The 19,908-nt window shown below is 38.4% G+C and carries 17 protein-coding genes; 13 read left to right on the plus strand and 4 right to left on the minus strand.

The features are described from left to right. Nucleotides 1-15: 15 nt before the first annotated feature. Nucleotides 16-2,913, minus strand: coding sequence for a DEAD/DEAH box helicase (locus tag PL_RS16245; protein WP_041883399.1), 2,898 nt, complete (start codon nucleotides 2,911-2,913; stop codon nucleotides 16-18). A 351-nt stretch (nucleotides 2,914-3,264) separates the two neighbouring features. Here PL_RS16245 and PL_RS16250 point away from each other — a divergent pair, with 351 nt between their 5' ends. After that, entirely contained in the window at nucleotides 3,265-3,894 is a 630-nt protein-coding gene (locus tag PL_RS16250; RefSeq protein WP_348619908.1) for a GIN domain-containing protein, read from the plus strand. Between the two features lie 152 nt (nucleotides 3,895-4,046). After that, the gene (locus tag PL_RS16255) at nucleotides 4,047-4,451 is read left to right on the plus strand and encodes a hypothetical protein (RefSeq protein WP_041883379.1); all 405 of its coding nucleotides are present in this window, start codon (nucleotides 4,047-4,049) and stop codon (nucleotides 4,449-4,451) included. Between the two features lie 102 nt (nucleotides 4,452-4,553). Here PL_RS16255 and amaB read toward each other — a convergent pair whose 3' ends face one another. Continuing rightward, a complete protein-coding gene (gene amaB / locus PL_RS16260) occupies nucleotides 4,554-6,092 on the minus strand; it encodes an L-piperidine-6-carboxylate dehydrogenase (protein ID WP_041883380.1) in 1,539 nt (512 codons plus the stop codon). Nucleotides 6,093-6,444: 352 nt separating this feature from the next. On the opposite strand from amaB, the gene PL_RS16265 reads away from it, so the two are divergent. The 7 genes from PL_RS16265 to PL_RS16295 all read left to right on the plus strand — a co-directional run bounded on the left by PL_RS16265 (nucleotide 6,445) and on the right by PL_RS16295 (nucleotide 12,567). Beyond that, the gene (locus tag PL_RS16265; protein WP_041883381.1) at nucleotides 6,445-7,848 is read left to right on the plus strand and encodes a tetratricopeptide repeat protein; all 1,404 of its coding nucleotides are present in this window, start codon (nucleotides 6,445-6,447) and stop codon (nucleotides 7,846-7,848) included. A gap of 279 nt (nucleotides 7,849-8,127) precedes the next feature. Next, nucleotides 8,128-8,895: a phosphosulfolactate synthase gene (locus PL_RS16270; protein WP_041883382.1), complete on the plus strand. Its 768-nt coding sequence runs from the start codon at nucleotides 8,128-8,130 to the stop codon at nucleotides 8,893-8,895. A 13-nt stretch (nucleotides 8,896-8,908) separates the two neighbouring features. Then, a complete protein-coding gene (locus tag PL_RS16275) occupies nucleotides 8,909-9,670 on the plus strand; it encodes a shikimate dehydrogenase family protein (protein WP_316933278.1) in 762 nt (253 codons plus the stop codon). A 12-nt stretch (nucleotides 9,671-9,682) separates the two neighbouring features. Further along, the gene (gene gldD, locus PL_RS16280) at nucleotides 9,683-10,270 is read left to right on the plus strand and encodes a gliding motility lipoprotein GldD (RefSeq protein ID WP_041883383.1); all 588 of its coding nucleotides are present in this window, start codon (nucleotides 9,683-9,685) and stop codon (nucleotides 10,268-10,270) included. 12 nt (nucleotides 10,271-10,282) lie between these two features. Then, on the plus strand, nucleotides 10,283-10,921 hold the full coding sequence (locus PL_RS16285; RefSeq protein ID WP_041883384.1) for an MBL fold metallo-hydrolase: 639 nt from the start codon (nucleotides 10,283-10,285) through the stop codon (nucleotides 10,919-10,921). A 31-nt stretch (nucleotides 10,922-10,952) separates the two neighbouring features. Continuing rightward, nucleotides 10,953-12,185 carry an ABC transporter permease gene (locus PL_RS16290; RefSeq protein WP_041883385.1) on the plus strand — a complete coding sequence of 411 codons (1,233 nt, stop codon included), beginning with the start codon at nucleotides 10,953-10,955 and terminating at the stop codon, nucleotides 12,183-12,185. 1 nt (nucleotide 12,186) lies between these two features. Next, nucleotides 12,187-12,567 (plus strand): hypothetical protein, encoded by a 381-nt coding sequence (locus tag PL_RS16295; protein WP_041883387.1) that lies wholly within the window; start codon nucleotides 12,187-12,189, stop codon nucleotides 12,565-12,567. Nucleotides 12,568-12,586: 19 nt separating this feature from the next. Here PL_RS16295 and PL_RS16300 read toward each other — a convergent pair whose 3' ends face one another. Together PL_RS16300 and mqnB are read right to left on the minus strand one after the other, a co-directional pair. Next, nucleotides 12,587-13,438, minus strand: coding sequence for a menaquinone biosynthesis family protein (locus PL_RS16300; protein WP_041883389.1), 852 nt, complete (start codon nucleotides 13,436-13,438; stop codon nucleotides 12,587-12,589). 34 nt (nucleotides 13,439-13,472) lie between these two features. Continuing rightward, nucleotides 13,473-14,102, minus strand: a complete 630-nt coding sequence (gene mqnB / locus PL_RS16305; protein WP_041883391.1) for a futalosine hydrolase — start codon at nucleotides 14,100-14,102, stop codon at nucleotides 13,473-13,475. A gap of 83 nt (nucleotides 14,103-14,185) precedes the next feature. On the opposite strand from mqnB, the gene PL_RS16310 reads away from it, so the two are divergent. The 4 genes from PL_RS16310 to PL_RS16325 all read left to right on the plus strand — a co-directional run bounded on the left by PL_RS16310 (nucleotide 14,186) and on the right by PL_RS16325 (nucleotide 19,898). Continuing rightward, nucleotides 14,186-14,596 carry a 6-pyruvoyl trahydropterin synthase family protein gene (locus PL_RS16310; RefSeq protein WP_041883392.1) on the plus strand — a complete coding sequence of 137 codons (411 nt, stop codon included), beginning with the start codon at nucleotides 14,186-14,188 and terminating at the stop codon, nucleotides 14,594-14,596. 13 nt (nucleotides 14,597-14,609) lie between these two features. Further along, a complete protein-coding gene (gene folE / locus PL_RS16315; RefSeq protein ID WP_041883393.1) occupies nucleotides 14,610-15,245 on the plus strand; it encodes a GTP cyclohydrolase I FolE in 636 nt (211 codons plus the stop codon). Between the two features lie 17 nt (nucleotides 15,246-15,262). Continuing rightward, nucleotides 15,263-16,147, plus strand: coding sequence for an ACP S-malonyltransferase (gene fabD / locus PL_RS16320; protein WP_041883394.1), 885 nt, complete (start codon nucleotides 15,263-15,265; stop codon nucleotides 16,145-16,147). A 97-nt stretch (nucleotides 16,148-16,244) separates the two neighbouring features. Beyond that, entirely contained in the window at nucleotides 16,245-19,898 is a 3,654-nt protein-coding gene (locus PL_RS16325; protein ID WP_348619913.1) for a sensor histidine kinase, read from the plus strand. Nucleotides 19,899-19,908: the final 10 nt, after the last annotated feature.

The following is a 19,908-nucleotide window of genomic DNA, read 5'->3' on the forward strand; positions in this document are numbered from 1 at the left end:
GTTTTTAAGACGTTGTTATTTCAGAATTTCCCGGATATCTTCTTTACTCAGTGATTTGAAGAAGCTTTCTTCGGTCGTAATTAAAGAGCTTGCCAGACGTTTTTTGCGGTTTTGCAAGGCAAGAATCTTTTCTTCAACGGTATCTTTAGCGATAAACTTGTAAATAAATACTTTTTTCTCCTGTCCGATACGGTGTGATCTGTCAATAGCTTGTTGTTCAACTGCCGGATTCCACCATGGATCTAAGATGAATACATAATCCGCCTGAGTAAGATTCAGCCCGACGCCTCCGGCCTTTATTGAAATCAGAAAGACTTTAAGATCCTGGTTTTCCTGAAACTCAGCCACAATTTCGCCACGGTTTTTTGTTGAACCATCGAGATAGGCAAATGGAATTAGCTCTTTTTCAAAATGGTTTCTGAAAATACCCAGGTGTTTTACAAATTGTGAAAATATAAGCACTTTATGACCGCCTTTGAGTACGTTGTCAAGGGTATGGACCACGTTTTCAAATTTTCCTGAATCTGATAAATAGTGTTCATCAATCATCAAAGGATGATTTGCCAGCTGACGCAATGCAGTCAGACCCTGCAGAAGCTGAACCTGTTTTTTTGCGTAAGTACCGTCATCCATACTGCTGAGCAGATCATTTCTGTAGGCAGACTTTGTTTTTTCATAATAGGAAGCCTGATCTTCGCTCATGTCACAGTATATAATCTGTTCGGTTTTTGCCGGCAGTTCTTCTGCAACCTGCTCTTTGGTACGTCTGAGTACAAAGGGTTTGATAATGGCCTGTAGTTTTTTTGCCTTATCTTCATCTTTTTTCTTCTCAATAGCCTGTACGTACTCTTCATTGAAAAAGGCCTGTGTACCCAGCAACCCAGGATTAAGGAAGGTAAGCTGCGTCCATAAATCTGCTACTGAGTTTTCTACCGGGGTACCACTCAGAATTAACCTGTGTCTTGATTTAAGTTGTTTGACAGCCTTAAAAGATTTGGAGGACGGATTTTTTATGTTCTGGCTTTCGTCCAGAATAATATAGTTGAAATAAAAATTATGTATTTCATTAACATCTACTCTGGTGATACCATAGGTAGTAATTACAATGTCGTATTTAATAAAATGACTCACATCTTTATTCCTGGCACTACCGGTATGAGCAAGGATTTTCAGTTTGGGCGTGAATTTCTTTGCTTCGGCCAGCCAGTTGTAAATCAGTGATGTGGGCATGATGATCAATGACGTGCTGTGCGTGTTATTCAGCTCATCTTCTTCTTTCAGCTTCTGCAGCATAGCCAGGGTTTGGATCGTCTTACCAAGACCCATATCATCTGCTAAACAGCCACCAAAATTATACTCTCTTAAAAAACTGAACCAGTTATAACCTGCTTTCTGATAACTTCTCAGTTCACCTTTGAAATGTGCAGGCATCTGTACGTCTTCAATATTCTCGAAGTCATTTAGTTTCTGGAGCTTGCGCTGTAGGGTTACATTAGCAATTCCGTCACCGGCAAGATCATTAATCAGACCGATATGATGTTTTTTCAGCTTCAGCATTTTTCCGCCGTCAGACAGGCTGAATAAACTGCCGTACTGGGAGAACCATTTTTCCGGAATGATTGCTATAGTACCATCAGGGAGCAGGAATTCTCTTTTTTTATGCAGTATGTGTTGTTTTAAAGAGATAAAAGGTATCGGGTGTATCCCGAAATATACTATGGCATTGATATCAAACCAGTCATTGTCTTCCTTGATTTCAAAATCAATTTTACTGGAAGCAAATAAGAACTTTTTCTGACCGGTTGATTGTTCGATGCTATATCCTTTAGCCTCCAGCTGTTCAATATGCTCGTTAACCCAATTCAGTACACCATAAGATTTATCTTCGGTTTCGGTGTTGGTATTGAGCTCCAGGTTATAAAAGATCGCACTTGTTTTTTTAAGTCCGAGTTTGATTAATTCAGTATATTTATGTTTCTCCCATGCAGTGTCTCTTTTAACACGGGTAAATATATAATTGCTGTCTTTTTTCTCTACGTGAACCGTTACTTTCTTCTCATTGCCTAAAGCAAAAACATGTTCACCATATTTGAAATATAATTGAAGCTGGGAAATTCCGCCTTCGATATAAATTACTTTAAGAATTGCACTGGGCTCATGCTTTTCTGTCTGGATCTCAAATCCTTCTGCATATACATGATATTTCTCTATTAAAGGAGCAACAAATTTTTCAAAGTAAGTTTCTTCTTTAGCTGTAGGAATTGTGATATATCGCTTGTTAAGAAATGGAAACAGCTTTTTCCCTTCTATATCCTGCTCAAAGAAATAAAGTACATCATTCAATAACAACCATGCGGGTTGATTACTAACAATCTGGGCTTCTTTAAACATGAAATCAATACGAAGGGACTGATATTTGATTGTTGGAAAATATCGTGTCTCGACCTCATTCCTTCTGAAATGAAATAATATGGTAGCAGGTTCTGTAGCGAGTTCTATTTTACGCTCAGCCGGCCACCCGTCTTTATCCATCAGATACAATTCATCCTTGATTTTAAGGATTTCAAGTACTTCGGCAAGTTTTTTTTCAATTTTAGGGCGTACACTTTCGTAGAATTTATCGTCGTAAAATTTACTGAAAAACTCAAAAGGCCTGATCGCTTTTTTATGATATTTCTTAATTACGTGATCTTGTTCTGTTTCGTCCAGCATCTTAATGATTTTAAGATCAGATTCTGTAAGATGTTTGGTGAATTCTTTAGCTGTATGACTAAATAAGCGCTGATAAGTTAAAGAAAAATCTCCCTGAGGATTAAGCTGAACAATATGTGGTTCAATTAAATAGCCTAAATACTCATGCTTGCACAATGAATATACGATTTTGCAGGGTTTAGAACTATCTACGCGTAACATGAGGTAAATGTTTAAAAAAAAGGAGCCTTATAGTATAGAAAATCCTTAAACATACATCAATTTTGAATCGTGATCAAATAGAAAGTGATTTTTCAGTTGATTATTCGCGTAAAAAACCAAATATGTCCTGTTGTGGTGACATTGTTTAGGAGAATGAGTCTAAAGGCAGGACCGGGTTTATTGTTTTTTGGTGAAAATTTTCATTAAGGTTTGTCGGAAAATTACAGGCGTTCGTCGGGTTTTACAGGTACATGGTATAAAAGCCGAAAAATTATGCAACACCTGGTAGGAGTTTGTGTCTTAATTACAAACTATTTAGAAACAGAATTAGAAAACCTTAAAAACAAAGATATGAAAACTTCATTCAAAACATTAGCAGTATCGGCAATGACTGCCATCATCTTGTCGGGCACAGTATTCGGTTCTTTTGCATCAGAAAAATCAGTTGCATCAGCGAAAGTAATCTCATTTAATGATGATATTAAAAGAGTAGTAGTAATGGGCAATACCAAAGTTTCTCTGGTACAGAGTAGCACTGAGTTTGTGTCAATTGATGAAGGCGAGAGAGAAAAAGTATCAATTAAACAGATGGGAAATACACTGACTGTGAGCTCATCTGAGGAAACACCTGTAAAGGTTACAATCTATGTGAAAGACGTGTACAGAATTTATGCTTCAGATAATGCATCTGTCAGAACAGTTGGTACTTTTAAACAGTCTTATCTTCAGGTGATTTTAAGAGATCATGCAGTGGCTTATATCAAAGCTAAAACAGAAAGTATGTATACTGATCTGGATGGAGAAGCTTATCTTGATCTTTCAGGTGCAACTGATAATCATACAATAAAAAATGCGGGGATAGGCAGTTTAAAAACGGAAAGATTTGCTGCTTCGAAAACAGAGAATTTACCGGTAGAGTCCAGGTGGGCAATGAATGGTGCGGCAGTTAAAAAAACTAATACCAGCGGGGTGAGAAAATAGCAGGAGCGGTCTATTGGTAGATAAGCATAAGATGTTTTATCTGTAAATAAAATTACAGAACCAAAATGTCTTGTGCTTTTTGTTTCGTAATTAATTTTTTTAATTAACTTGGGGTAGTTAACCTTTTAATCAACCTTATTAATTAAAGACTAATGAAGAAAATCATTATTTTAAGCTTAGCCATTGCTCTTGGATTCAGCGGTTTTACTGCCAGTGCGAATGACCATCAGACTGCAGCAGTAAAAGAAAAAAAATCACCAAGGCCTACTATTCAGGGGCCTGCCGCAATTTATTTAAGCGGAGGAACTTATACTTATACCTATACGCATTCCAATTTAATCGGTGATTTTCCGGGTGATGCTATGTGGAGTGTAAGCGGCACACCTAGTATACAGTTTCCGGCAGATCAGCTCCAGGGAGGAGCAACATCAATTACTTTTAATGCTGCTGACTTTGCTTCAGGTTCTACAGGGATAAGAACGATCTATCTTGTAGGAAGTAGTGGGGATGGGTTGTTTACTATTTTAGCCAGTAAAAATATTACCGTTTATAATTAAACAGGGTTTTCTATTTAAAATAATCTCATGCTGCTTTTGTCAGCTGAATAAAAAGAGCCGGTATAACTACCGGCTCTTTTTATTTTGTAAGATTAAACAGTGCTATAAATCAAATTTAATGCCTTGTGCCAATGGTAATGTAGCAGCGTAATTGATCGTATTGGTCTGTCTGCGCATATATCCTTTCCAGGCATCTGATCCGCTTTCTCTGCCGCCACCGGTTTCTTTTTCACCACCAAATGCGCCACCGATTTCGGCACCTGATGTGCCAATGTTTACGTTTGCAATACCGCAGTCTGATCCTGCGCAGGAAAGAAACTGTTCAGCTTCTCTCAGGTTCAGAGTCATGATTGCAGATGATAAACCCTGCGGAACGCTGTTTTGCAGCGCAATTGCCTGGTCAAGGGTTTTATATTTAATCAGATATAAAATAGGGGCAAAAGTTTCTTCCTGTACAATTTCATAATGGTTTTCTACCTCGGCTACACATGGCTTTACATAACAGCCGGAATTGTAAGCGTCTCCTGTTAATGTCCCGCCTTCAACAACAAATCTGGCTCCTTCAGTTTTCCCTTTTCCGATTGCCTGGTTGTACATATCCACGGCGTCTTTATCAATCAGCGGACCAACATGGTTATGCTGATCTAATGGATCTCCTATTCTTAACTGTCCGTATGCCTTTACCAGTTTGTTTTTGAAGGATTCGTAAATGTCTTCATGGATAATTAAACGTCTGGTTGAGGTACAACGCTGACCGGCAGTACCAACCGCACCAAACACAGCACCGATAATTGACATATCCAGATCTGCATCTTTTGAGATGATAATGGCATTGTTTCCACCTAATTCCAGAATACTTTTTCCGAACCTTGTGGCCACCGCTGCCGAAACTTTTCTTCCTATACGCGTAGAACCGGTAAAGGAAACGAGTGGAATTCTTTTGTCGTTATTAATCAGATCTCCTGTGGCATTACCGATCAGCAGGGAGCTGATACCTTCAGGCATCTCATTTTGTTTAAGCACCCGGGCCAGAATATGCTGACAGGCAACTGCGCATAATGGTGTCTTAGAAGAGGGCTTCCACACACATACATTACCACATACCAGTGCTAAAGCTGCATTCCAGCTCCAGACTGCTACCGGAAAGTTAAATGCAGAAATTATTCCCACAATGCCCAGCGGATGCCATTGTTCATACATCCGGTGATTTGGTCTCTCAGAATGCATGGTTAAGCCATATAACTGACGGGAAAGACCTACTGCGAAATCACAGATGTCAATCATTTCCTGTACTTCACCCAATCCTTCCTGTAAGCTTTTACCCATTTCATAGGATACGAGTGTGCCCAGATCTTCTTTATGTATACGTAATGCATCCCCCAGCTGGCGTACAATATCACCACGTTTGGGAGCTGGCTGATTACGCCAGAAAATTAAGGCGGTTTCTGCCTGTGTTAATACAGTCTCATAATCCTCTTTGTCTGCAACCCGGACTGCAGCAATTTTTTTGCCGTCTACCGGTGAATAACTGTCAATAGTTACTGAATTTGCTTTCCCACCCCATGTGTTTCCTGTACTGTAAGCTGGATTCAGGTCCAGTATACCTAAATTTTTTAGAACTGAATTAATGTTGGTTTGCATTTTGTTGGATCTTGATTTAAATGGACGCTTACACAAATCAACAAAAAAATCCTGAATGGCCGGGGTGCTTTCAGGACATTTCAAAAAAGGCTCCGGATTTCTTGACCTGAATTTTACGCAGATTAAAATTAAGTTGCGTTTCTTTGTAAGAATTCAGGAAAACTCCCAACAGCAATAGAAAAATGCTGACCCTCGCTAGCCGGCTTATTTACTGCTAAATTTAATATTATCAGCTAATTACAATATCAGTTGTTTGTATGTTGATAATTATTTCGGTTACATGCTATATAATACTGTAAACTTATACTGTATTTTAGAAAAAAAGGGAGCTGTTCTTTAATTATTCAATACGATGGAAGAGGAATTTTACTTTGATTTTAGTGATGATGCGCAACGTTCGGTAGAGCGTTATGAAGAGATGATAAGGAACCAGGATCAGTATTTTTTTGATGCCCAGGCCTTTGAAAACATCATTGACTACTATATAGAAAAAAGTGACCCCATAAAGGCACTGCAGGTAATAGAATACGCACTGAATCAGCATCCATATGCTGCCGTGTTTTTAATTAAGCAGGCACAGTTGTTTTTTGTCACCGATCAGATTGATAAGGCATTTTTCTCTTTGCAAAAAGCGGAGATGCTCGAAGCTTCTGAATCAGAAATCTATGTTCTTCGCGGAAATATATACAATAGCCTGGAGCGCTACAGCGAGGCATTGGATAATTTCCAGATCGCATTGACCTTTGCGGAAACAACAGACGAAATTTTGCTTCAGATTGCTTATGTTTATCAGAATATGCTGGATTACGAAAGTGCCATAAAGTATATTAAACAGAGTCTGGAACAGAATATGGAAAATAAAGACGGTTTGTATGAACTGGCTTTTTGTTATGATATTCTGGACAAACAGGAAGAAAGCATCCAGTTTTATATGGAATATATCGATAACGATCCCTATTCTTATGCTGCATGGTACAATCTGGCAAATTCCTATCACAAACTTGATCTGTTTGAGAAAGCGATTGATGCTTATGACTATGCAATTCTGATCAAAGATAATTTTGCTTCGGCTTATTATAATAAAGGCAATGCGCTGGTACAACTGGATCGCTATGCGGAGGCAATCGAGGTTTATAAACAAACCTGGGAATATGAAAAACCAAATGCGGATACTTATTGTGCCATTGGTGAATGTTATGAAAAGCTGGAACGTATGGATGAAGCACGTGCCTACTATAAAAAATCTGTAAAGATGGATAGTAAGCTGGCTGATGCCTGGTTTGGAATAGGAGTGACACTGAACTTTGAGGAACGCTATTTTGAATCGCTGCACTTCTATAAAAAAGCTATAGAGCTGGATGATGAAAACCCTGATTTCTGGTTTGCAATGGCTGATGCCTATTATAAACTCGGACAAATAGAGCAGTCAGTTGACGCTTATTATAAAGTGCTGGAATATAATCCACTTGATATAGAAGCCTGGCTGGATTTTTCTACGGTTTTATATGAACAGGGGAGACTACTTGAAGCCTCAGAAACTATTTCGGATGGAATTAAGAATAATCCTGATGCGGCAGAGCTTTACTACAGACAGGTTGCATACCTGTTTGCTCTGGGGCAACATAAAGAAGCTCTTGTTTACCTGGAGACAGCATTGGTGACAGATCCGGAGAAACATTATATCTTATTCGAATATCTCCCTCAGCTACAGGATAATAATGCAATCATTGAAGTTATTAACAGATATATCAAATAGCTACTTAATAGTTACAAAATAATACACAGAATATTTTTTCGTTATGCACGTAACGGCCTCTGAAAACTTATGTCAGCTAATGACATAAGTTTTTTAGGTTAAAATAAGTACTGTTGATAGCTTCATAGCCTATAAAAAACAAATATATACTGATGAAACCATCATGATCTTACAGCTCAGCTGACGAAGTCATTAGAAGATCATGATAGCTTCATAACCTATAAAAAACAAATATATCCTGATGAAAATAGCCTTATTTTTTTCACCTTTACAGCAGATATGAATTACCCATTGAATAATATCCCGGTACGTCCAGTAAAACCTCGCCAGAGCGGCATAACTATGGTGATGGACAAGGGCCTCAGTTTGAGACAGACAGAAGATTTTATTGATGTTGCTGGTATCCATTCCGACATCGTGAAATTAGGTTGGGCAACATCTTTTGTTACCCCTAAATTAAAAGAGAAATTAGAAATATACCGGAGTGCAGGTATTCCTACTTATTTTGGTGGTACTTTGTTCGAAGCGTTTGTCATCCGTAATCAGTTTGAAGATTATATCCGTGTACTGGAGCAATTCGGTATGGAATACGCAGAGGTGTCTGATGGATCTATCGAAATTGAACATGATCTGAAATGTGAATACATCAATAAGTTATCCAAACATGTAACGGTAATATCAGAAGTAGGATCTAAAGATGCTACAAAAATATTTGCACCATACAAATGGATTAAGCTGATGAATGCTGAAATTGAAGCCGGATCCTGGAAGGTAATTGCTGAGGCAAGAGAAGGTGGAAATGTAGGTATATACAGAGGATCAGGCGAAGTACGGGAAGGATTGGTAGACGAGATCTTAACGCAGATACCAGCAGAAACTATTATCTGGGAAGCTCCGCAAAAAGAACAGCAGGTTTGGTTTATCAAATTGATTGGCAGTAATGTGAATCTGGGTAATATTGCTCCTGCTGAAGTTATTCCTTTGGAAACTATACGTTTAGGGCTGAGAGGGGATACATTTGATTACTTCCTTAACTTAAGTAAATAACCGGTTGCCCGGCATGCTGCAGATACATAATATGAGAACATTCGGACTAATTGGTTATCCGCTGTCACATTCTTTTTCAAAGAAATTCTTCACTGAGAAGTTTGAGAAGGAAGGAATTGCAGAACATAAATATGAACTCTTCCCAATTGAAAATATAGCTGCCGTAATCTCTTTGATTGCGGCAGATAATTCTTTAAGCGGGCTGAATGTAACGATCCCTCATAAAGTTGGTGTAATGCCTTATCTGAATGAGCTTGATGCTGCTGCTGAAAAGATCGGGGCAGTGAATTGTATCTCCATTAAACATAAGGATGGACAATCGATACTCAAGGGGTATAATACTGATGCGTTTGGGTTTCAGGAATCACTTAAGCCCTTTCTAAAAGCACATCATACGCATGCACTGATACTAGGTGACGGAGGTGCTGCCAAAGCAGTGAAATATGTGCTGGATCAATTAAATATCTCCTATCTTTCAGTAGTCCGGACAGCCGCTCCTGACGCAATTTTATATGCTGATCTGACTCAGGAACTTATTGATAAACACCAGGTAATCATTAATACAACGCCTTTAGGTACTTTTCCAAATGTTGAGGCTGCGCCGGACATACCTTATCATTGGCTTAAGCCACAGCACCTGGCATATGATCTGGTTTATAACCCGGAAGAGACTGAGTTCCTGAAACGTGCCAGAGCACAGGGCGCTGCGGTTAAAAACGGATACGAAATGTTAGAACTCCAGGCTGAACGGTCATGGGTTATCTGGAATGCTTAGGTTATCATAAAAATGAAACAATATCTGTTGTATAGTATCTTTTTCCTTTTATGCTGTAGTGCGGCCTGTACCAGCAATGAAAGCTATATACCGAAGCCAAGAGGTTATTTTCAGATTAACTTCCCGAAAAAGGAATACCTGACTTATGATAACGGATGTCCCTTTTCATTCGACTATCCCAAATACGCAAAAATAGAGGGAGATAAAGAGCGGGGCGCCGGTACATGCTGGAATAATCTTCATTTTCCGCAGTTTAATGCGCGTATTCACCTTACTTATTACAATATTTCTTCAAAAAGCGAATATGAAGGTCTGGTTGAAGATGCCCGAACACTGGCTTTTAAGCATACGGTCAAAGCCAATGCAATTGATCAGAGACTGATCAATTTTCCTGATAAAAAAGTTTATGGTGTGTATTATGCCATTGAAGGAAATACGGCCTCATCTGTACAGTTCTTTCTGACAGATAGTGCTAAACATTATTTTAGGGGAGCTTTATATTTTAATGAGCGCCCGCAATATGACTCTGTTGCACCCGTTGTGACTTTTATAAAGAAGGATATAGATCGTATGATCAATACTTTCAGATGGAAAAACTAATTATAAATTCTGATGATTACTCTTAAACAATTTACCTTCAATCCGTATAATGAAAATACTTATGTTTTATATGATGAAACAGGAGAATGTGTAATTATTGACCCTGGTATGTATGATGGTGCGGAACAGAATATACTGGCAGGCTGGATCAGGGAAACTAAGCTGAACCCTGTATTGCTGTTAAATACACATTGTCACCTGGACCATGTTTTTGGTAATAAATTTGTTTTTGATACCTGGGGACTAAAACCGCAATTCCATAAAGGAGAATTGTATATTCTTCAGGCAGTTCCGGGCTATGCGCCACAAATGGGATTGAATTATGAGCTCTCGCCTGAACCTGAAGTTTTCCTGGAAGAAACAGGAACTGTAACTTTTGGAAACAGTGAGCTGGAATTGATTTTTGCTCCCGGACACTCTCCTGCACATTTGTGCTTTTATGCAAAAGAGGATAAGTTTCTTGTGGGTGGTGATGTGTTATTTTACTCTTCTATTGGCCGGACAGACTTACCTGGCGGCAATCATCAGCAGCTGATTGACAATATCAGAGAGAAGCTTTTCATACTGCCTGATAATGTAGAGGTTTTTCCGGGACACGGTCATCTGACTACTATCGGATACGAAAAACGAAACAATCCTTTTTTAAAATAAGTACCTGTATATTTGACCAAACGATCAGCATTTGAACACAGCCCTTTATATTGCCCGCAGGTATCTTTTTGCTAAAAAGTCTACCAATGCTATAAATATCATTTCTACCATATCGGTACTGGGGGTTTTTGTGGGAAGTGCGGCATTGATTATCATTTTGTCAGTATTTAATGGATTTGAGGAGGTTGTATTAAAGATGTTTAATACCATAACCCCGCACCTGGTTATCGCACCTGCGCAGGGAAAAACCTTTGATCCTCATAGTGTTTATTTCACAGAGCTGAAAACTGCAAAAGAAATCTATTCTTATACGGAAGTGCTTTCTGAAAATGCATTGCTGAGATATCGTGACAAACAATCTGTTGGTATGGTAAAAGGCGTAAGTACAGCTTATCTTAAAAATAAGAGCCTGGATAGTATTACCGTTCAGGGGAAATTTGTACTGGAGAACGAAGGTGGGCCCAATGCGGTTATCGGATCGGCTTTGCAAAATTATTTAATGGTCAATACGAACGACCCTTTCACGCAACTGCAGGTTTTTTCACCAAGAAAAGGACTAAAAACCAGCTCGGTCAATCCGGCTGATGATTTTATGGATTTATATATTCCGGTATCTGGAATCTTTGAGGTTCAGCAGGACTTTGATAACATCGCTATAGTACCCTTAAGTTTTGCCAGGAAATTATTGCAGGAGGATACCAAAGTGTCTTCTATAGAACTTAACCTGAATAAAGGGGTAGATCCGGATCTCTTTAAAGCGAAGATAGAACGCCAGCTGGGAGCAGGATATGTAGTGAAGGATCGGGTTGAACAGAACAAAGCTTTATATAATATCCTGAGTACAGAAAAATGGGCTGTATATGTCATTTTAACATTTATTCTGATCATCGCAATTTTTAATATTATTGGCTCACTAACTATGCTGGTTATTGATAAGCTGAAAGATATAGCCATTTTAAGCAGTCTTGGCGCCGGAAAAGGACTAATCAGGAAAATATTCCTTTTTGAAGGAATGATGATTACTCTGGCAGGCTGTATTTTTGGCCTTTTGGTTGGGCTTATATTCTGTTTGGTTCAGCAGAAATTCGGATTGGTCAAAATGTCACAGGATAACCTGCTGATGAGTAATGCCTATCCGATTGGCCTCAAATGGAAAGATTTTTTATTAGTATTCATCACAGTGAGTATTTTCTCGTTTATGGCATCAGCTTTGTCATCTAATTTGAGCGTGAAGAACATTAATCACTTAAATCAAGATCTCTAACATGAATTCCTTAAAACATACATTTTTACTGTTGTTTATACTTTCTATTGTTTTAGTTGCCTGTGACCGTAATGGAAAGGATGCTCAAAAAAGTAAAACAAGAATAATCAAGGGGTTGTATAGTTACGGTCCTGAAATAAAATCATTTACGGACTGTGAAGAGGGACGGGAATACTGGGTTGCTGACAGTTCCGGCACATTGGAGCTGGGTTACAGTAGGTTTAATTTCGAGAAACCTTATGAGCCGGTTTACATTGAGGCAGAATGTCATGCCATCAAATCTGATAGTCTGATGGTGTCAGCTGACTTTGACTCTACTCTGGTAGTTACCAAACTAATTAAGATTACAAAGGAAATTCCTGACGGACCTTGTAATCAATAGAACTTAGCAGCCGGTCTTATTAACTGGTTACGTAAAGGTTTTTAGTGATTTGCGGAATAATTCCTTTCTCGTGAGCCATTTTGAACAGGATGTCTATTGCTCTTCTGCCTTCTGTATCTAAATCTACGGAGTATTTGTTGACGTATAAATCTATGTGTTTATACATTACTGCTTCATCCATTTCCTGTGCATGACGCGAGATAAAATCAATTCCTGATTTTGGATTTTTGAATGCAAACTCTACAGATTTACGGATCAGGCGATTTACTTTAAGCTGTATTTCGCGATCGAGATTACGGTTGATCACAATACCTCCCAGCGGAATAGCACAACCAGTTAGTTCTTCCCAGTAACTGCCAAGATCTACAATCTTATGCAGACCTTTACCTGTATAAGTGAAACGGTTCTCATGGATAATCAGTCCAAGATCAATACTGTTATTCAGCAGTGCATCCTGAATTTCTGAGAAAACCATTACCTGTTTATGGACTAAATTGGGAAATGCAATACCCAACAGGAAATTTGCCGTAGTCAGTTGTCCTGGAATAGCCACGGTTAAGGAGGAATTTTCTTTGTTCAATTCTTCGCTTGCAATCAAACTTTCATCCTTACAGATCAGTAAAGGTCCAACTCCAAATCCTAATGCACTTCCGGCATCCAGCAGAGCATATTTATCAGCCACGTGGGCAAAAGCATGAAAACTTAATTTGGTAATATCCAGCTCAGCTTTTAATGCTTTCTGATTTAAGGTCTCCACATCATCAAAGAATACTTCGAATTCTAATCCTTCAGTATCAATTTTATGATGAATGAGTGCATCAAAAATAAAAGTATCGTTTGGACAGGGAGAAAAGCCGAGTGAAAGTTTCATGGGGTAAATGTAAGTAGTTCCGCTATCTGCTTGGTTAATCGTATGTCAAAAATTTAATTGCCCAGTTATTCAGGTTTTTAATAGCAAGGCCTATTTTCCAGGCTTCCCGGTTTCTTTCTTCCACATAATTGGAGATACTGCGGATCTGTATACAGGGGATATCCAGTTGTTCACAGCTGTAAAAAACAGCAGCGCCTTCCATACTTTCAGTAACAGGATTCAATCTTTTAATAATGCTGTCTATACTTTGCTTATTTCCGTGTACCTTATTTATCGTAATCCCATTTACCTCTGGTAATCCAAGACCGGCAGGAATGTCTCTGGCAAAATATCTGCTCTTGCCAAATCCCATTGCATCAATGGTAAGAAATTCGTCTTTATCTTCAGCACCCAGTTCAGAAAATTCATCAATGGTGATATTAACCAGGCTACCTAATGGAATATTATGGTCATAACAGCCGGCTATGCCCAGGTTAATCACCAGCTTATACGCGGCCGATGCAGATAAATGCTGCCCTAATGCAAACGCTGTAGCTGTCATTCCTACTCCGGTAATCAATATATCGAAGTGAGGGGTCTGTATGAAATTTCCTTCGGCCAGGCCAAAATTCTGGAAACATTCGGCTAATTCAGCTCTTGTTGCTGCAACTACCAGTATCTTCATTTAACGAAGTTACAAAATAATGGATCTACCTAGCATGCTTGTTTTTAGATAGTCTTCGTATATTTGCGGTCAATTACTGAAATATGATTTATATAACCCGCAAAGAATCTTTCAACGCCGCTCATAAACTAGCAAGACCAGACTGGTCTGATGATCATAATCTTGAAGTTTTTGGCAAATGTGCCAATCCTAACTGGCATGGTCATAATTATCAGCTATTTGTTACCGTAAAAGGAGAAGTTAATCCTGAAACCGGATTTTTAGTCGACCTTAAATGGATGAAAGAAATTATCAATGAGCATATCATTGACAAACTTGATCATAGAAATCTTAATCTGGATGTAGATTTTATGAAAGACAAACTTGCTTCAACAGAAAACCTGGTGATTGCAGTTTGGGATCAATTACTACCACATATTAAAGCAGGTGGCGCAGAGCTGCATTGCGTTAAAATTTACGAGACCGAAAATAATTTTGTAGAGTACTTCGGTTAATCAAACGATATACATGGAAAATAATACACTAGATGCCTTTGATGAAGAGAACGAAGGGTATGTTAAAATAGATCGTTATAATACAGCGAAAACAGTTTCTATTTCCAGCCATTATACTGATATCCTGACTCAGCTGGGAGAAGACCCACAGCGTGAAGGTTTGTTAAAAACGCCTGAGCGTGTAGCTAAAGCGTTGCAGTATCTTACGCATGGCTATGATATTAAACCTGACGAAATTCTGCGTTCAGCGATGTTCAAAGAAGATTACAGCCAGATGGTTGTGGTAAAAGATATAGAAGTTTATTCTATGTGCGAACATCATATGCTGCCTTTCTTTGGTAAAGCCCATGTGGCTTATATTCCCAATGGTCATATTGTTGGTCTAAGTAAAATTCCCCGCGTTGTTGATGCTTTTGCAAGAAGATTACAGGTGCAGGAAAGACTGACAAATGAAATCAGAGACTGTATTCAGGATACTTTAGATCCTGCAGGAGTAGCGGTAGTCATCGAATGTCAGCATTTATGCATGGCAATGAGAGGGATACAAAAGCAAAATTCTGTTACAACAACGTCTGCTTTTACAGGAGAATTTGCAAAAGATAAAACGAGGGCAGAGTTTTTGAGGTTAATTACAGCACGGTTACATTAGAAAAAAGAATAATATAAATGAAAGCATATTTATTTCCAGGGCAAGGCGCGCAATTTTCAGGTATGGGTAAAGAACTATATGAAACTGAGATGGCCAGAGAATTATTTGAAAAGGCAAATAATATTATTGGTTTCCGTATCAGCGACATCATGTTCACAGGTACCGAAGATGAATTGAAGCAGACTAAGGTTACCCAGCCGGCGATATTTCTTCACTCTGTTATACTGGCCAAATCTTTAGGTGATGATTTCAAACCGGATATGGTAGCGGGACATTCTCTGGGAGAGTTTTCAGCACTGGTTGCAGCATCTGCAATTTCATTTGAAGATGGATTGAAACTGGTAATTGCACGTGCAAATGCTATGCAGAAAGCATGTGAACTACAACCTTCAACTATGGCTGCTATTTTAGGATTGGCGGATGATGTAGTAGAGAAAATCTGTGAAGAAATTGATGAAGTGGTGGTAGCGGCAAATTATAACTGTCCGGGACAACTGGTTATTTCAGGTAGTATAGAAGGTATCGATATTGCCTGTGAAAAATTAACTGCAGCGGGAGCTAAGAGAGCCTTGAAATTAAATGTAGGCGGTGCTTTTCACTCTCCTTTAATGGAACCTGCGAGAATTGAACTTCAGGAAGCAATAGAAAATACTACAATTTTGCCTCCTGTGTGTCCGATTTACCAGAATGTTGATCCTATACCACAAACAGACCCTGAAAAAATTAAATTCAATTTAATTACCCAGTTAACTGGTGCAGTCAGATGGACGCAAACAGTAGAACGTATGCTGGCAGACGGAGCCGATGAATTTATTGAAGTAGGACCGGGCAAGGTATTACAAGGCCTGGTTAAAAAAGTAAGCAGAGAGGCTCAGACAAGTTCTGCAGTAATTCCTGTATAATCGGTGATCATTAACTAAAAAAACCAGCGTGAATATAGGGGGTAAAATAAGATTTCTTTTATTGATTCTGGGCATATGCTGTATTGTTACGGCATTAATGTTAAAGCATTCTATAACTGAAAAAGACCTTCTGCAACACGAGGCAAGCAAACTTCAGGAAAACCTTGCCTTAAATGAACAAACTGTATATAATTTCTTAGCAGATGCGCAACAGCTCGAGAGAGCCAAGCAGTTTCACCTGAATGAAACATTTGCTTTGAATTATATCAACTCATATGGTGTCAAAGGAATAAATATCCTCACCTATGACCATTCTGTACTTAAATTCTGGAGCTCTTACAAAGCGATACCGCCAAATCTGGATAAGGTAAAAGAAGGTTCTTCTTTTCTGCAATTATCTAACGGCTGGTACGAAGCAATCAAAAAAACAGAAGGAAGTTACACCATTATCTTCCTTATTGATGTGAAAAACCAGTTCAGTATTCAGAACAGGTATCTTAAAAATGGAATCGTAAATAGCTTATCTTCCTCAAATTCTCTGGCTCTGGCTTCCTTTATGGATGAACAGGTTAATGGAATTATGAACCTGGATGGTAAATTACTGTTTGAGGTGAAATTAAAGCCTAATTATACGGAAAGTGTTTACTCTACTATTCAAATCTGGTTATGGGTCGTCGGGTTATTCAGTTTCTCTTTATTTGTCAACTCATTCTGCGCCAGATTAGCCAAAAGAGGTTATCTGGTTCCGGCAACTTTATTACTCCTTACTTTTTTCCTGGGAGTCAGAATTACGGATCTGGAATACGGCTGGTACAATCATCAGTTTACCCTGGAAATTTTCAGCCCCTCGATTTATGCTGAAAGCTTCTTTTTACCCTCTCTGGGTGATTTTCTGCTTAATGTATTAGCTATTACCTGGGTCGTACTTTTTATATATACTTATAAGGATAGTTACAGGCTCCCGCAATGGATGGTCAGAAGCAAGATAGCAGGGCTATTTTTCCATTTTGTATTGCTGCTGCTGTTCTCTGGTATCGCTTTTTTGATGAATGATGTCTTTTTTGGCCTCATTTATAACTCTAAAATAAATTTTGATATTACTAATATTATCAATCTTAGCTGGTTGAGCTGGGTTTGTATTATCATTCTTTGTCTGGTCTGGTTTAATGTTTACCTGATGGCCAGTATCGCCATACAGCTGACCAGGCAATTAATTGTGAACAATAAGGAAAGGGTAATCTTGTTCATTACGCTGTTCTCACTGTATTTCATTTATATGTTATGTATGGATTTTACAGCCTTCTTTATAGCCTATGCTTTATTCCTGTTTATTATTTCCTATAATAGCTATATTCAGAAAAATAAATTTTCTATAGGCATTTTTGCTGCGGTATTTTTCTGTCTTGCCTTTGTTTCATCTATCAAGTATTTAAAATTTAATGATATTAAGGAGCGCAGTAACCGCTACGTTATCGCACAAAAGCTGCAGAGCTCAGATGATCCTAAAGTAATTAACTCTATTGAAAGCCTGGGAAACGGGATTTCCAATGACCTTTTTATTACAGACTATTTTAAAAGCCCGGGGTCAAACAGGCACCTTGCCTTACAGAACTATATTATTAAGACTTTTCTGGATGGTTATTTAGCTCCTTTTGAGCACAATTTTTACGAATTTAATGCTTCAGATTCTACGCTTGCCGTAAGAGAAGACAGGTCATTGCAGCATTATCAGAATCTGGTTAAGTCCGGGTCTGTTAAAATCTCAAACTTCTTTTACCGGCTTAATGATACGTTTGGTTATCAGAATTACTTCGGGATTATCCCGATTTTTGACGATAATCATATTCTGGGGACACTGGTTATCGAACTGAAATCACAACAGTATAATTATAACAGTCAGTTTCCGGAAATCCTGATTGACGGGAAACTGAAAAATGATGAAGATTACAGCAATTATTCTTTTGCGTTTTATAATAATAATAAACTGATCAAGCAGGCTGGTAAGTATACCTACAAAATTGCGAACACAGAATTCAAGGGCATTTACGGAGAACCGGTTATTGTAAATGAACCTAAATTAGGCTATAGTCATTTAATCTATTCGGCGAGTAATTCAAAGATTATAGTGATCAGTAAAGAGAAGGTAAATTATATTGTCAGGCTAGCTGCATTATCTTTCTTCTTTCTGATGTTTATCATCTTTTCTGCGGGCTTATATATGCTGATCTGGTTGCTGAAGAATATTGACAGGAGCTGGGGCGGATGGTTCAATATCAATCGCTCCTTAATGATTAATGCAAATAAGATCCTTTATAAAACCAGGATACAACTTTCCATTGTACTTTCTGTAGTGGCTACCTTACTGATTGTTGGCTGGTCTACATTCTTCTATATCAGGGATGAGTACAGAAAACAACAGGAAGACTTTATCAGGGAGAAAATCAGGAAAGTACAGCTCTCCTATGAAAAGCAGATTTTCAGTACAGGTATACCTGAAGCGACTGATATGGCTGTAATTAACTTCAATCAGTTTGCAGATATCAATTCAGCTTATTTAAACCTTTTTGACACTGACGGGAATCTTTTGTTTACTTCATTGCCCAAGATGTATGATTATGGGATTATAGGAACTAAAATGGAGCCTAAAGCCTATATTTATCTTAAGCAGCTTCAAAGATCTGAATATTCCAATCCTCATGAAACAATCGGTGAGTTCAAATATTCATCAGCCTATGCACCTATACGGAATGCACAAAATCAGACAGTAGCTTATATTGGTCTGCCTTATTATGGAAATGAAGCGGATTATCAGTCAAAAATTGGGCTGTTTATTAATACGCTGATTAATATTTATGCGCTTGTTTTTGTGGCTATTGGTATTCTGGCAGTTTTCCTGGCTAATCAGATTACAAGTCCGTTAACTTTCATCCAGGAAAGTATTAAAAAGACTAAACTTGGCCAGAAAAATCAACCCATTGTCTGGTCCCGTCATGATGAGATAGGTTCACTGATCAAAGAGTATAATAAAATGATCTCTGCGCTTGAAGAGAGCGCAGTTAAGCTAGCCAAGTCTGAAAGGGAAAGTGCGTGGCGTGAGATGGCTAAACAGGTTGCTCATGAGATTAAAAACCCATTGACACCTTTAAAACTTGGTGTACAATTGCTGGAAAAATCCTGGAAAGAGAAAGATCCTAACTTTGAACAAAAATTTGAACGTTTTTACAGGTCTTTTGTAGAGCAGATAGATAGTCTGGCTACCATAGCTTCAGAGTTCTCAAATTTTGCAAAAATGCCGGATACGAAACTGGAAAAGCTAAAGCTTATTCCGATTATTGAACAGACAAGAGATGTTTTTGTCAATACAAAGAATGTTGAAATCTACATCTCTAACCTGACCAATAAAGAGGTCTTGATTCAGGGAGATAAAGATCAGATGCTGCGTTCATTTAATAACCTGATGAAGAATGCGATAGAAGCTGCAAATCTAAAAGACAAGTGCATGATTTTTATCAAAATCACAAATGATTCTGATTATGTATGGGTAGAGGTAGAAGATAATGGAAAGGGTATTGATGCTGAACTGCAGCCAAAGATATTTGTTCCTAATTTCACGACTAAATCTTCCGGAACAGGATTGGGGCTGGCTTTTGTGAAGCAGGCTGTAGAAAACGCTGGTGGAACAATAGACTTTAAGTCTGTAGAAGATACCGGAACCACCTTTTATCTGAGTTTCCCGCTGGTTCAGGAATAGGTTTTTTGGA

Origin of the sequence: Pedobacter lusitanus, from assembly GCF_040026395.1 — a bacterium.
In the GTDB taxonomy this organism is placed as follows: domain Bacteria; phylum Bacteroidota; class Bacteroidia; order Sphingobacteriales; family Sphingobacteriaceae; genus Pedobacter; species Pedobacter lusitanus.

Bases quoted from the DNA above. Each gene is read 5' to 3' on its own strand.
- fabD (WP_041883394.1), top strand. From the start codon at position 15,263: ATGAAAGCATATTTATTTCCAGGGCAAGGCGCGCAATTTTCAGGTATG.
- PL_RS16295 (WP_041883387.1), top strand. From the start codon at position 12,187: ATGAATTCCTTAAAACATACATTTTTACTGTTGTTTATACTTTCTATT.
- PL_RS16250 (WP_348619908.1), top strand. From the start codon at position 3,265: ATGAAAACTTCATTCAAAACATTAGCAGTATCGGCAATGACTGCCATC.
- PL_RS16325 (WP_348619913.1), top strand. From the start codon at position 16,245: ATGTTAAAGCATTCTATAACTGAAAAAGACCTTCTGCAACACGAGGCA.
- folE (WP_041883393.1), top strand. From the start codon at position 14,610: ATGGAAAATAATACACTAGATGCCTTTGATGAAGAGAACGAAGGGTAT.
- mqnB (WP_041883391.1), bottom strand. From the start codon at position 14,102: ATGAAGATACTGGTAGTTGCAGCAACAAGAGCTGAATTAGCCGAATGT.
- amaB (WP_041883380.1), bottom strand. From the start codon at position 6,092: ATGCAAACCAACATTAATTCAGTTCTAAAAAATTTAGGTATACTGGAC.
- PL_RS16255 (WP_041883379.1), top strand. From the start codon at position 4,047: ATGAAGAAAATCATTATTTTAAGCTTAGCCATTGCTCTTGGATTCAGC.
- PL_RS16245 (WP_041883399.1), bottom strand. From the start codon at position 2,913: ATGTTACGCGTAGATAGTTCTAAACCCTGCAAAATCGTATATTCATTG.
- PL_RS16270 (WP_041883382.1), top strand. From the start codon at position 8,128: ATGAATTACCCATTGAATAATATCCCGGTACGTCCAGTAAAACCTCGC.
- PL_RS16275 (WP_316933278.1), top strand. From the start codon at position 8,909: ATGCTGCAGATACATAATATGAGAACATTCGGACTAATTGGTTATCCG.
- PL_RS16285 (WP_041883384.1), top strand. From the start codon at position 10,283: ATGATTACTCTTAAACAATTTACCTTCAATCCGTATAATGAAAATACT.
- PL_RS16300 (WP_041883389.1), bottom strand. From the start codon at position 13,438: ATGAAACTTTCACTCGGCTTTTCTCCCTGTCCAAACGATACTTTTATT.
- PL_RS16265 (WP_041883381.1), top strand. From the start codon at position 6,445: ATGGAAGAGGAATTTTACTTTGATTTTAGTGATGATGCGCAACGTTCG.
- gldD (WP_041883383.1), top strand. From the start codon at position 9,683: ATGAAACAATATCTGTTGTATAGTATCTTTTTCCTTTTATGCTGTAGT.
- PL_RS16310 (WP_041883392.1), top strand. From the start codon at position 14,186: ATGATTTATATAACCCGCAAAGAATCTTTCAACGCCGCTCATAAACTA.